We start from the raw sequence: 12,627 nt of genomic DNA on the forward strand, positions 1-12,627 counted from the left end.
CGCGTACGGTCGTTGACCTGGGGCTTTGGGGCCCGTCCGGCGAGGATCTTGCCGGACGGGCCCCGCGTACGGAGAAGGGCTCAGCGCTTCAGCATGAAGGTGAAGTCGCCGGAGAGCTTGCCGCTCAGCCGGACCGCCGAAACGAGTTTCCCTTCCACGATCAGTCTCTCGACCTCAGCACGTGAAAGGCCGAAACCTTCGGCGATCAGGCGCACCGGCCGGACAGGTATCCGAGCCGCGAAGCGGACCGATACGTCGGTCTTCCCCAAGCCCTCGGCCTCGCTTGAGCAGGGGAGACCTCCTCGGCGGTCCGGGTGATCCGATCCGCCGGTGTCGAGGCGCCAGGCGTCGTCCCAGTCGAGAGCGATGCGATTGCGGCGCCGCACGACCGGATCCTGGAGCAACTCGGCTGCCAGAGCGGGGTCGTTGTCATGCATCCGGTCCAGCAGCTCAGGTCGTACGGAGCGCGCGTTCATCCGCTCCAGAACCGTGAGCTTCGTCGTCTCCCCGCACGCGGTGCAGAGCGCGAGGAGCCAGGCGTCGATGAGCTTGTGGTTCGCATTGACGCGAAATTTACCGTTGGCCCGGAAGCGCCCGGACGCGCACGTGTGGCAACGGCGGAGAACGAGTGGCAGGCAGGTGGGGGTGACCACCCAGTTTTCGAGCACAGAAGTACACCGATCTCAGTGAGAAGTCCGCAGCAAAAAGCAGCGCGGCGCACATGCGCGACGCGCGACAAATCAGCACTCGGGAGGTCTCACACGGTGTACAACGGCACGTCCTTGCCCAGACGAATCGGATCGGCAGCACGATAGGGCCGCACAGTGGCGCGGCTCCACCGATTTTCGCGCGCCTCACCTCCGGTGGAACCGACGGCACGGCAACTCCGTCCGTATCAGTGGTTGTTGATGTGTCTCTGCCACAACAACTCCGTTTCGTGGCAGGGCAGTTCTCGCAGGCTCACAGGGGGCATGGATGAGTGGGGATTCAGCGCCGTACCAGGGTCACCTCGACCGGGACGGGGTGGTGCAGCAGGTCGGCGCGGCGGCGGCGCGGGAGGGGCTGGGGGCGCATCGCGCGGCCTATCCGTCGATCGCGCAGGCTCAGCGTCAGCACGTCAAGCGCGTCCGGATCGCGGCCGCGGTGCTGGCCGTCCTCGTGGTGATCTGCCTGGCGACCGGCTACGTTCCGCTCGCCTTCGTCGTGGGGCTGCCGCTGCTGATGTGCCTGTACGCGATCATGAAGTACAGCAGCGCCGCCAACGGGAACGAGGGGTCCCGCCTCGACCTGTTCGAGCACGGGCTCACCTCGGTCCACCGAGGTGCTGTACGAGTGGTCCGCTACGCCGACACGACCGTGCTGCAGAACAACGTCCGGCACACCCAGTACGGCCAGACCACCAGGATCAGCTACGCGTACACCGTCACCGACACCACGGGTACGCAGGTGACCCTCCGGGAGGGCTACGCGCAGCCCCACGAGTGGGGCCCCGCGATCCAGCAGGCCGTCACTCAGGCCCAACTGCCCCAGGCGGTCGCCGAGTTGAACGCAGGACGCCGACTGGAGTTCGGCCCGCTGTGGCTGACACCCACGGAGATCGGGTCGGGCAACAAGTCCACGCCATGGCCACAGGTCGAGGAGGTCGCGGTGAAGGACGGATACGTACGGATCCGCGTCGCCGGGCGGTGGAGTGCCCTGTCGATGACGGCGGTGAGCCGCATCCCCAACTTCCTCGTGTTCCACGCCCTGGCCGATCACCTGCGACGAGGCTCGGCCTCCAGCGGGTGAGTGACCCCAACTCGCCCCCTGGGCTGGGCTGTTACCGTCTGCGGGGTCCCGACTGAAATTCGCTTGACCTGGTCGTGGGGGCAACGCTGCACTGTGGCCGGGCATCACGCGTCGTGGTGTCGCCATCCCAAGGAGGCAGCGCCAGCAATGGAGATCCGTCCCACCACCGACCAGGACCTCGACGTCTTCGTCGACACACTCCATGCCGCGTTCGGGCGCTTCCCGGAAACCCCGAAGGACGGCGCCGGAGCCTGGTGGTCGGCCCTCGAAATGGACCGCAACCTGCTCGCCATGACGGCGGACGGGCGGCCCGTCGGTACCACCGGCGCGTACTCCTTCGAGCTCACCCTGCCCGGCGAGATCCTCGTCCCGGCCGCCGGGGTGACCGGCGTCGGCGTGCTGCCCTCGCACCGACGTCAGGGCGTGCTCAGCGCGATGATGCGGCATCAGCTCGCCGAGCTGCGGGCCCGGGGGGAGTTCCTCTCCGTACTACTGGCCTCCGAGGCCCTGATCTACCGCAGGTTCGGCTACGGACCGGCGACCTACACGCAGCGGCTGACGGTGCCGCGCCACCAGGGCGCCCTCGCCCGTCCCCGCGCGGGCACGACGGCCGACGCCCCGACGACAGGCTCCGTCGAGGTGCTGCGGCGGGCCGAGTGCGCGGAGATCCTGGAAGAGATCTACGACCGGTACCGCCGCGCACAGCCCGGCGCGCTGTCCCGGCCGCACCGCTGGTGGGCCCTGGGCGCGGGGCAGCCCCCGGTCTCTCAGGCGCCGCGCTACGTCGCCGTCCACCGTGACGCCGACGGCGTACCGGACGGGTATGCCAGCTACTCGCTCGGCGAGCCCGAGACTTTGACGGTCGACGAGACCATCGCCCTCGACGACGACGTCTTCACGGCCCTGGCCCGGTGCATGCTCGGACACGACCTGGTCGCTCAGGTCGTGTTCAAACATGTCCCGCCCCAACACCCGCTGCGCTGGCAGCTCGCGGACTTCCGCGCGGGCCAGGTGAGCGGCGACACCGACTGGCTCTGGGTGCGGCTGCTCGACGTGCCGCGGGCGCTGACCTCGCGCGGCTGGTTCACCGACGGTGAGCTCGTCCTCGACGTCGACGACCCGTTCCTCGGTGAGCACGGCCGCTACCTGCTGACCGTCCGGGACGGCAAGGCCGACTGCGCCGCGACGGACCGGGAGCCCGACCTGTCCCTGGACGTGAGCGACCTGGGCTCGGTCTACCTCGGCGGCACCGCCCCGAGCACGCTCGTGCGGGCCGGACACATCCGCGCCCACCGCCCGGGCGCGGCCGCCCTCGCGGACGCCCTGTTCCGCGCCGAGCGCCCGCCGCACTGCCTGCACTGGTTCTGACCGCACGCTCCCGGTGGCCACTATGGCCATTTGATGAGGGAAGCAGGCCGAGAACATGTCATGAAATCTGCCCTGGGCGCGCTACTTTTTGGGATAGATCGACGGCTTGGTGACGTCACGCGTGGCGGCGGGGGAGCCCCACGGCTCAGGCGTCGGCACACCTCGTGTTCGCCGGTGCCCGCACACCGCCGCAGCCGGATGCGTCACCGCACTACCTCGTCACCTAGCCGCCCTACGTGCACATCTGCCCGCTTCAAGGCAGAGACTTGAAGGAGTCCCCTCTCTTGACCGCTCACCTCCAACACGACGTCGGTCGCCGTACGTTACGGGCCCTCATCGCCGCACTGTGCGGGATCGTCGCTGTCACCGCGCTCGGTACGACCCCGGCGGCGGCAGCCGATCAGCGGCACGCGATCTATGCCGTCGCGCACCGGGTCGACACCCTGGACGGCGTGGACGCCGCGCTCAACCACGGCGCGAACGGCATCGAGATCGACGTCTGCGCCTGGTGGAACCCGAACGAATGGCGTGCCTATCACGACTGTTCCTCAGCCGGTGACAACCGCTACGGCCCCAGCTTCGACAGCATGATCGACCGCATCCTTTCCAACGCCAAGGCGGGGCGCCGCCTCGCGCTGGTCTGGCTGGACATCAAGGACCCCAACTACTGCGGAGAAGCGCCGAACCGCGCGTGCAGCGTCGCCGGGCTGCGCGACAAGGCACAGCGGCTGACGGCTGCCGGGATCCAGGTGCTGTACGGGTTTTACGAGTACCACGGCGGCAGCACCCCCGACGTCGGCGGCCGGGGCTGGAAGAGCCTGGAAGGCAAGCTCGGCAGCCTTGAGGGCATCACGAGCACCGGCACCCGCGACCAGGTCGTCGGCGCCTTCGACCGGTCCGGTTCCGGATTCCCGACCGGGCACCGGGCGATGGACTACGGCGACTCCGACATCACCAAGGGATTCGGCAACTGCACGGAAGCCACCTGGAACACGTGCGCGGAACTGAAGAAGGGCGCCCAGGACCGTGCCGCGGGAAGGCTCGCGGCCACGCTGTCCTGGACGACCACCTACAACGACCCCTGGTACGTCGACAAACTGCTGGGCGATGCGCGCGTGGACGGCATCATCGCGGGCTACGGCGCCTTCAACGGAGTGAAGGAGTACGACAACACCTGGCAGTGCGCCAATGCCATCAAGCTCGTCCGCGACTGGGTGAACCAGCACAGCGCCACGCACCGCATGGCCACCAGCGGTGACCGCCTCTTCAGGTAGCCCCGAGGAACGCCGTCGGCCGGGACCCCGGCCGACGGTCGTCGGGCTGCTCGGAGGGGTGTGAGCATCCCCACGTCAGGGGGGCAGGGTGCGGTTATAGGGTGGCTCGGCATGGAGCCACGATTCATCAGCGGTGACGTCATCGTCAGGAGAGAGATCCTCGACGGGCGGGAGTGGATGGTCTATCCGCTGCGCGTCGTCGCCGACGACAGTCATCTCCTCGCCGCGTATCTGGCGAAGGGCACGCCGATCGCCTTCGGCGGCGGCGAGTTCAAGTGGGGACTCCACCCCTGGGTTCATTTCGATCACACCTGGCAGTCGGACGGGGTGCTGCAACTGCAGCGGCCCGGCGACGGGTATTCCGTGTGGGCCCGGCTGAAAGACGGTGAACTCCAGGACTGGTACGTCAACTTCCAGGAGCCCATGCGCCGGACCCGGCGCGGCTTCGACACGCTCGACCAGGAACTCGACCTGGTGATCGCGGCTGACGGTTCGGCCTACGAGTGGAAGGACGTCGACCACTTCGAGGAGCGGGTACGCACGGGCGGCTTCGGGCCCGGCGAGGCGGAGGCCGTACGACGTGCCGCGGCCGAGGTCGTCCGGCTGATCGAGCGGGGCGAGCGCTGGTGGGAGGAGTGGCGGGACTGGCGCCCGGCGGCCGGGTTCCTCGACGTGCCCGGCCCGGTCGCCATCTCGGATGCCCCCACGGGCGGGGCTTCGTAGGGCGTGGGCCGGGGCGGTCATGGTCAGCACACCCTGTTCTCGGCGGAGCCGCCGGCCAGAGCCGCGTTGAGGTCGCGGACCAGGATGCGGCCGACCTCGGCCTGCGCGTCCGTCGTGCTGGCGCCGATGTGCGGAGTCAGGACCACGTTGTCCAGAGCGGCGAACTCCGGGGTGCCGCTCTCCTGGCTGTGGACGTCGAGGGCGGCGCCCGCGATGGTCTTCTCGCGCAGCGCCCGCAGCAGCGCGGCCTCGTCGACGACGCCGCCGCGGGACACGTCGATCAGGTAGGAGCCGGTGCCCATCAGGGCGAGTTCCGCCTCGCCGATCAGCCCGCGCGTGTGCTCCGTGAGCGGCACGGACAGGCACACCGCGTCGGCGGTGGTGAGCAGCTCGGGCAGCTCGACCCGTTCGACGCCGCGCTCGCGCAGCGCGGCGTCCCGCTCGGGCGAGGGCCGGGCCACGCAGGCGAGGACGCGCATGCCGAGGGCGTTCGCGAGCTCGGCGATGCGCGACCCGATCGAGCCCTGGCCGACCACCCCGAGGACATGGTCGCGCAGCTCGGGGCCCGCCAGGTTCGGCTTGTCCCAGATGCCGTCCCTGATCTGCCGGTCGGCCCGGGCGATGTTGCGGGTCACCGCGAGGAGCAGACCGAGGGCGAGTTCGGCGACGGCTTCCGCCGAGGCGCCGGGGACGTTGAGCACCTGGACGCCGGCTTCCCGGGCGGCTTCCAGGTCGATGTTCTCGGTGCCGGCGCCGGCCCGCGCCACCACCCTCAGACGCTGCCCCGCGCTGATGACGTCGGCCGTGACGCGTACGCCGCTGCGCACCACGAGGGCATCGGCCCCGGCGGCGAGGGCCAGGAGTTCGGCGTGGCCGGGGCGGATCCGCACCTCGACCTCGTGGGCCTCGGCCAGGGCGGCCAGGGCGTCCGGGTCGACCGGATCGAGTACGACGACGCGCGCTCGCTTTGTCATTGCTCGCTGTCCATTCCTCGTCAGGCTTCCAACACGGCTCGATCCTGCCCGACGGCCACCGGCGCGAAGGCGCACACCATGCGTACGCTGCCGAACAACTTGGCTCCATCCCCAGCCGGGGTCCTCCTCGGCAGAGCAGGGCGGGTGCGATGTCAGTGGCGGGCCGCCGAGATGAACGAGCGGATCAACTCCGTTGATTTGACGCCGCGTTCACTCTCCACGCCACTGGAGACGTCCACTCCCCAGGCGCCGGTGACGTCGGCGGCCCGGCGGACGTTGCCCGGGTGCAGCCCACCCGCAAGGAGCCAGCGCCCGGCGGGGGCGGCGAACTCGGGGGATGCCCAGTTCCACGGTTTGCCCGAACCGGGGTCGGGCGCGTCGAGGAGCAGCAGGTCCTCACCCAGCTCGCCGAGCCGTGCCGGGATCTCGGTGGCGGTCGTGGCCCGGATCAGCGCGCGGCCCTGCGACCGCAGCGCCTCGTAGTACTCCGAGCCCTCGTCGCCGTGCAACTGGACCGCACAGACGCCGCTCTCCTCCGTGAGGCGGCGGACCTCGTCGAGCGGCTGGCCGCGGAAGACCCCCACCGTGAGAACGTGCGCCGGTACGCGTTCGGCGAGCCCCCGCGCGGTTGCGGCGTCGACCGTGCGCGCACTGGTCGCGAAGACGAACCCGACCGCGTCCGCGCCCGCCTCGACGCAGGTGTCGACGTCCTGTGCGGTCCGCAGACCGCAGATCTTGACGAAGAGATCACTCATACCCTGAGTCAATCAAACCGCCTGACCGCCCGACTTCCACGGGGGCGCCCGGACGAGCTGCGTGCTGTCGGCCCGATCGCCCAGGGACCACGGATCCGGCGCGCACACCGCACGCGACCGAACACTCCGTCAGGAGTCCTTCGGCACCATCCGGTGCAGGCCCTTGCGGTCGTAGTAGGAGGCCGCGGCCAGGCCGAAGGCCAGAGCCACCACCACCCCGATGGAGATCATGATCCAGGCGCGGGTGAGGCCTGCCTCGGCACGGGCGTCGAAATAGAGGATGGCGCGCACCCCTCCGCCGAGCTGTCGCATCGGTTCGAACACGGCAAGCCAGCGGTAGAAGCCGGGCAACGCCTCCAGCGGAATCGTCGTACCGGAGGAGGGCAGGGCGAGCACGATGAAGACGAACATGCTGACGAGCTGCCCGATGCCGCCGAACGCCGCGTTGACGGACTGCACTCCGAGACCCACGGTGGCGCTGGCGCAGAACGAGAACACCCACAGCAGCCACAGGTGTGAGGCGTCCATTCCCAGGATCACCACGCAGGCCAGCATGATCAGAGCGGATGTCAGCGCGGCGATCGCGACGGACATGACCCACTTGATGATCAGCGTCCGGGTGCGATTGATCGGTACCACCGGGCGGCGGGTGTGCCAGGGGCCGATCTCGCTGTCCGCGTAGCCCAGGCCCACATCGACGCCGTTGCTGATGATGTTGCCGCCCATGAAGCCGGCGAGCACCAGCAGCAGCGCGTAGTAGAAGGCGGTCAGACCCAGACCGCTGTGCGACCCGATGGGGTGACCGACCTTGACCGTGACGCTGATCGGGTCGGCGAGCAGCAGCCGTGCCGTGCCGTTCGCACCGGCGGCGGCCGCGGTGAGCGTCTTGCCGAGTTGCAGCGAGGCCTGGTGAGCGGCCGTCTGGTTGATGTTGCTGGCGAAGGAGGAGGCGAGGCTGCCCACGCCGGGGTTGGTGAGGACGACCATGGTGGGCCGTGCCGGGGTCGCCGCCGTGCCGCCGGGGAGCGCCGCCACGGCCGCGGTGAAGCCCTCGGGAACCTCCAGGACTCCGTAGAGCCTGCCCGTGGCCAGCTGCTGCTGGGCCGCGCCCCGCTCCAGCTGTTTCCAGGACACCCGCTCGCCGGGGGCCTTGGCGATCGAGTCGGTGATCTGCGCACCCAGATTGGTGTGTTGCCCGGCCATGACGGCACCGCGGTCGGCGTTGACCAGACCGATGGGCAGCCGGTGCATGTGGCCGTTGGGGTCGACGATGCCGCCCATGTACAGGAGCGAGAGCAGCAGCACGGCCAGCGAGACGATGACCGTGGGGAACTTCCAGATCTTGGGGTTGCGCAGCACCTGGCCCGGGCGTGCCTGGCCCGGCTTCGCCTTGGCTGCAGAGGGCTGGACAGGGGAAGACATGGCTCTCCAGGGGCTTCGGTGGGCAGCACGGGCAACCTAACTGCGGCCGCGCCCCCGAGCCTGTCGCCCCGCGCTCGCCCCGCCCGCCGGTTCCACCCGACGGCGGAGCGCGGGCTACCGGATCAGCCGGTCGCACTCTTCGACGGTGCTGTCGTAACTGCCCTGAAGGAAGGCGCAGATCGCGGCGAGCTGGTCGTCGGAGAAGGTGGCCGTCAGCCGGCGGCTGCGGGCGTCCATCTGCTCGTAGAACGAGGCGATCCGTTCGAGTCCCGGAGCGAAGGCTTCGACGAGTACGCGGCGGCGGTCCCGCGGGTCGGGCTTCCGCTGGACGTAACCCGCCTTCTCCAAGCGGTCGATCATGTGCGTGACCGCGCCGGTGGAGCGCCCGAGTCGGGAGCCGAGTGCACCGGCGGTGCAGGCTCCGGCGCGGTTGAGCACGTGCAGGCACAGCAGATCGGTCTGCGCGATGCCAAGACGCTGGGCGATCAGGTCGTTGAGTCGCCCCAGGGCTCCGGCGAGGTCCGTCAGCGACGCGATGATCCGGTCGGCCGGTTCGCCGGGCTGGTCGTCCTGGTGATTGACGCGCATGCGGGCTTCCATTTACCTTCGCGATTAAGATACTTAGTGATACAGCTACTGTATCCGACGCGCTGCTCCCTCGACTTGGAGGGAGCAGCGACGGTCCTGGTCTGATGCGCCCTCTTTGGAAGGAGTCCTGCCATGGACGGCTGGTACGTGGACGACCGCTGCACCAACTGCGACGTCGCCCGGCAACTCGCGCCCGATCTGATCGCCGAGGCCGACGGAAAGTCGCGGATTCTGCGCACCCCACGCGACGAGGCGGAGACACGGAGCCTCCACGCGGCGGCCTTCGCCTGCCCCACACGCTCGATCCGTCCGGCGTCCGGGACCATCGACCGGGCGCTCGACCCGTTTCCGATGGCCTTGGACGACGGCGTACTGATCTGCGGACACAACTCCCAGCACACCGCCGGGGCCAACTCCTATCTCCTGCTGCGACCGTCCGGCGCGGCCATGATGATCGACACGCCGCGCTGGAGCCGCGGACTCGCCGAGCGTTACGCGGCATCGAGCCCGGTCACCGATGTGCTGCTCACACACCGGGACCACGCCGCACATGGCCGCCGTTACGCGGACCACTTCGGCGCCCGCCTGTGGATCCACGAGGGAGACCTCGACGCGGCACCGGACGCCGACCAGGTGATCCGGGGCCGCGAACCCGTTGAGATCGGCGAGGGGGTCGTCGCCCACCCCCTGCCCGGCCACACCCGGGGGAGCGTGCTCTACGTCGCGGACGACCGGTACTGCTTCAGTGGTGACAGCTTCTACTGGTCGCGCGCCACCGGCGATCTGGAGGTCGCGGACAGCGTGACCTGGTACTCCATCGAGGAGTTGGCCAACTCTCTGATCAGGACGGCTGGACGGCTGCGATTCGAGTGGGTCCTGGCCGGCCATGGTGACCGCCACCGGCTGTCCGGCGACGAGATGTCCCACCGGCTGCGGGCGCTGGCAGAACGCACGAGACTGCTCCGGCCCCGGCCGAGCGACTTCACGGCCGTCCGCTGGTGAGGCAAGGACACCACGTGACGATTCTCTGACCCCTCCCTGGCGATGAGTTTCGCCAGCGTGCCGGGTCCAGCTGTGTGGCAGCCTCCGAAACCAGGCCAAGAAAGATCGTGAGCCTGCCCGCCGCGCTGGTCCACCGCCTGCGGGCATGCGCAGGCCTCCGGGGTGGAGACGTGGCGTTGAGGCGATCTCCACCCCCGGTTCCACCCGTGGGTCCAGGTGCGTGAGGCCGGGCGGCAGCAGTCTTGAGGGCATGACAACGACCGACTGGATCACTGACATAGCGCTCGTCCTCGTCGTCTTCCGGCAACTGCGGGAAGGCCGCCTCGACCTCAAGACCTTCCTGATCCCGCTGGGGATCGTGGCCTTTGTCGCCCACACCTACCTCGACTCCATCCCCACCGCCGGCAACGACCTGCTGCTCATCGGAGCGCTGATGGCCGTGGGCGCGGCGCTCGGCATCGCGGGCGGCGTCTACACCCGGATCCGCGTCGCGGGGGAGCACCTGCTGATCAAGGCCGGCGCGGTCTCCGCGATCCTGTGGGTGCTCGGCATGGGCGCCCGCATGGGCTTCCAGGTGTGGGTCGAGCACGGCGGCGCCGACAACGTCGCCCGGTTCAGCATCGCCCACCACATCACCACGGATCAGGCGTGGGTCGCCGCCTTCGTCCTGATGGCGCTCACCGAGGTGGTCACGCGGCTCGCCACGATCTTCCTCCGCGGCCGGATGGTCGCCCGCCGGCAGCCGCTCGCGTCGGTGGCCCGTACCGCCCGCACGCTCGACCGCACGGCCTGACCGTGGGCTATGGTCGCGCCGTGCCCGAAGCCCAGAACGCCCCGGCCCCCGGGCCGGCTTCGCACCACGAGGCCGGCCCGCGGGCCGTGCCCGGCCAGGACCCGCGCATGCAGTGGGTGCTGACCCTGTTCGTCATCGGTTCCGCGATCTGGACGGTCCGGCCGCTGGACCTCAGCGGCCGGGGCCTGGCATGCGGGGCGCTGCTCCTGGTGAACTGTGTCGCCCTGGCGGCCCGGCACCTGCCCGAGGACAGGGTTCCCCCACGCGTCGCCCTGGTGTGGCTGACCGCCGGCATCGTCGCAGCGGCGGCACTGCTCGGCGTCAGCAGCAGCGGATCGGGCTACCTCTTCGCGTACTTCCTCGTCGGGCACATCGGGTTCCGCCTTGAGACCGGACGGGCCCTCACTCTCGCGGCGCTGTGCAGCGTGCTGTGCACCGGCGTGCTGTACCTCCGCCTCGGCTCCGGCCACGATCTGCTGCCCTGGACGCTCGGCCTGACCACCGGCGGCCCGGTCCTGATCGGCATCCTCAACCGCAGCAGTCGGCAGGCCGTACTGGCGGCGATCTCGGCGGCCGAGTCCGCGGAGCGGGCCGCCCGCGCCGAGGCCCGGACCGCCGTACTGACCGAACGCGGCAGGATCGCCCGCGACGTGCACGACGTCCTGGCTCACTCGTTGGCAGGCATCAACATGCAGCTGGAGCTGGCGGACGCGCTGATCGACACCGGCGACCTGGAGAAGGTCCGCGAGGCGAACCAGAAGGCGCACAGCATGGTCAAGGAGAGCCTGAAACAGGCCCAGTGGACCGTGCACGCGCTGCGTGAGGACTCCCTGCCGCTGGTGGAGAGCCTGGCCGCGATGCTGGAGTCGTCCGGCCACCGCGACGGCCTGACCATTACGGGGACCGCCCGCGAAGTGCCGTCCCGGGTGACCCAGAACCTGCTGCGGATCGCTCAGGAAGCGCTGACCAACGCGGCCCGGCACGCGCCGGGCGGTGATGTCCGCGTGGAGCTGAGGTATGCCGCGGAGTCCATGACACTGACGGTGAGCAACAGTCCGGCAACCCGTAAGGTGAGCCCGGGTGTTGGCAGCGGGATGGGGCTGATCGGCATGCGTGAACGGGTCGCCCTGCTTGGCGGAACGATCACGGCCGGCCCGGTCGTCACCGGCCCGGACGAAGGCGGCTGGCAAGTGGAGGCAGTGATCCCGGGATGAGCGAACCGACACAGAACGCACAGCGGTTGAGGGTGATCGTGGCCGACGACCAGGCCGCCGTACGGGAGCCGCTGGCCGCGGTCCTGGGCCTGGCGCAGGACATCGACGTCGTCGCGGCCGCCGCCGACGGGGCCGAGGTGCTCGCCGCGGTCGCCGCGGGGCCGGTGGACGTCGTCCTGATGGACTTGCGCATGCCCGTGATGGACGGCATCGAGGCAACGCGACGGCTGACCGAGGAGCACCCGGAGGTGGCCGTGGTCGTACTGACCACGTTCGCCGACGACGACTCGATTCTCGCCGCGCTGAGCGCCGGGGCCCGCGGATACCTGACGAAGAACGCGGGGCGCGAGGACATCGCCCGCGCCATCCGCGCGGCCGCGGCGGGACAGTCGGTCCTCGACCGCGAGGTCCAGGACCGGCTCCTGGCCACGGCCCGCACCAAGGCTCCGACGCCCGAACAGCCGCTGCCCGGCGACATCACACCGCGCGAACGCGAGGTGCTGACCCTGATCGGCCAGGGACTGCCGAACCGGGCGATCGCCGAGAAGCTCTTCATCAGCGAGGCCACGGTCAAGACCCACATCAACAACCTGTTCGCCAAGGCCGACATCAGAGACCGCGCCGACGCCGTACGCCGCGCCATCACAGCGGGCCTGGCCTGACCCGGCTACGCCACTCGCGCCGCCGTAGCCGTCCGTGTGTCCGTCGACAAGGGGTGGGGCGGAA

The 12,627-nt window shown here is 69.9% G+C and carries 13 protein-coding genes; 8 read left to right on the top strand and 5 right to left on the bottom strand.

The features are described from left to right. Positions 1-80: 80 nt before the first annotated feature. Positions 81-668 (bottom strand): DUF1062 domain-containing protein, encoded by a 588-nt coding sequence (locus tag OHA17_RS38035; protein ID WP_406510328.1) that lies wholly within the window; start codon positions 666-668, stop codon positions 81-83. A gap of 307 nt (positions 669-975) precedes the next feature. Here OHA17_RS38035 and OHA17_RS38040 point away from each other — a divergent pair, with 307 nt between their 5' ends. The 4 genes from OHA17_RS38040 to OHA17_RS38055 all read left to right on the top strand — a co-directional run bounded on the left by OHA17_RS38040 (position 976) and on the right by OHA17_RS38055 (position 5,153). After that, positions 976-1,788: a DUF6585 family protein gene (locus tag OHA17_RS38040; RefSeq protein WP_406510329.1), complete on the top strand. Its 813-nt coding sequence runs from the start codon at positions 976-978 to the stop codon at positions 1,786-1,788. Positions 1,789-1,935: 147 nt separating this feature from the next. Next, positions 1,936-3,156 (top strand): GNAT family N-acetyltransferase, encoded by a 1,221-nt coding sequence (locus tag OHA17_RS38045; RefSeq protein WP_406510330.1) that lies wholly within the window; start codon positions 1,936-1,938, stop codon positions 3,154-3,156. A gap of 284 nt (positions 3,157-3,440) precedes the next feature. Then, complete coding sequence (locus OHA17_RS38050) at positions 3,441-4,430, top strand: phospholipase (protein WP_406510331.1); 990 nt, start codon at positions 3,441-3,443, stop codon at positions 4,428-4,430. A 111-nt stretch (positions 4,431-4,541) separates the two neighbouring features. Further along, positions 4,542-5,153: a DUF402 domain-containing protein gene (locus OHA17_RS38055; protein ID WP_406510332.1), complete on the top strand. Its 612-nt coding sequence runs from the start codon at positions 4,542-4,544 to the stop codon at positions 5,151-5,153. 23 nt (positions 5,154-5,176) lie between these two features. Here the strand turns inward: OHA17_RS38055 and OHA17_RS38060 are convergent, their stop codons facing one another. The 4 genes from OHA17_RS38060 to OHA17_RS38075 form a co-directional block, all read right to left on the bottom strand. Next, on the bottom strand, positions 5,177-6,127 hold the full coding sequence (locus tag OHA17_RS38060) for an NAD(P)-dependent oxidoreductase (RefSeq protein WP_406510333.1): 951 nt from the start codon (positions 6,125-6,127) through the stop codon (positions 5,177-5,179). Positions 6,128-6,279: 152 nt separating this feature from the next. Further along, positions 6,280-6,882, bottom strand: a complete 603-nt coding sequence (locus tag OHA17_RS38065) for a phosphoribosylanthranilate isomerase (RefSeq protein WP_406510334.1) — start codon at positions 6,880-6,882, stop codon at positions 6,280-6,282. 129 nt (positions 6,883-7,011) lie between these two features. Further along, a complete protein-coding gene (locus OHA17_RS38070; protein ID WP_406510335.1) occupies positions 7,012-8,304 on the bottom strand; it encodes a YhgE/Pip domain-containing protein in 1,293 nt (430 codons plus the stop codon). 114 nt (positions 8,305-8,418) lie between these two features. Further along, complete coding sequence (locus OHA17_RS38075) at positions 8,419-8,892, bottom strand: MarR family winged helix-turn-helix transcriptional regulator (protein WP_406510336.1); 474 nt, start codon at positions 8,890-8,892, stop codon at positions 8,419-8,421. 132 nt (positions 8,893-9,024) lie between these two features. Here OHA17_RS38075 and OHA17_RS38080 point away from each other — a divergent pair, with 132 nt between their 5' ends. The 4 genes from OHA17_RS38080 to OHA17_RS38095 all read left to right on the top strand — a co-directional run bounded on the left by OHA17_RS38080 (position 9,025) and on the right by OHA17_RS38095 (position 12,563). Beyond that, the gene (locus tag OHA17_RS38080; RefSeq protein WP_406510337.1) at positions 9,025-9,894 is read left to right on the top strand and encodes a 4Fe-4S domain-containing protein; all 870 of its coding nucleotides are present in this window, start codon (positions 9,025-9,027) and stop codon (positions 9,892-9,894) included. A 250-nt stretch (positions 9,895-10,144) separates the two neighbouring features. Continuing rightward, positions 10,145-10,687 carry a hypothetical protein gene (locus OHA17_RS38085; protein ID WP_406510338.1) on the top strand — a complete coding sequence of 181 codons (543 nt, stop codon included), beginning with the start codon at positions 10,145-10,147 and terminating at the stop codon, positions 10,685-10,687. A 107-nt stretch (positions 10,688-10,794) separates the two neighbouring features. Further along, the gene (locus OHA17_RS38090; RefSeq protein WP_406510924.1) at positions 10,795-11,901 is read left to right on the top strand and encodes a sensor histidine kinase; all 1,107 of its coding nucleotides are present in this window, start codon (positions 10,795-10,797) and stop codon (positions 11,899-11,901) included. Next, positions 11,898-12,563: a response regulator gene (locus OHA17_RS38095; RefSeq protein WP_406510339.1), complete on the top strand. Its 666-nt coding sequence runs from the start codon at positions 11,898-11,900 to the stop codon at positions 12,561-12,563. The genes OHA17_RS38090 and OHA17_RS38095 overlap by 4 nt, the downstream gene beginning before the upstream one ends. The last annotated feature ends 64 nt before the right edge of the window (positions 12,564-12,627 follow it).

Source organism: Streptomyces sp. NBC_00212 (assembly GCF_045206365.1).
GTDB lineage: Bacteria > Actinomycetota > Actinomycetes > Streptomycetales > Streptomycetaceae > Streptomyces.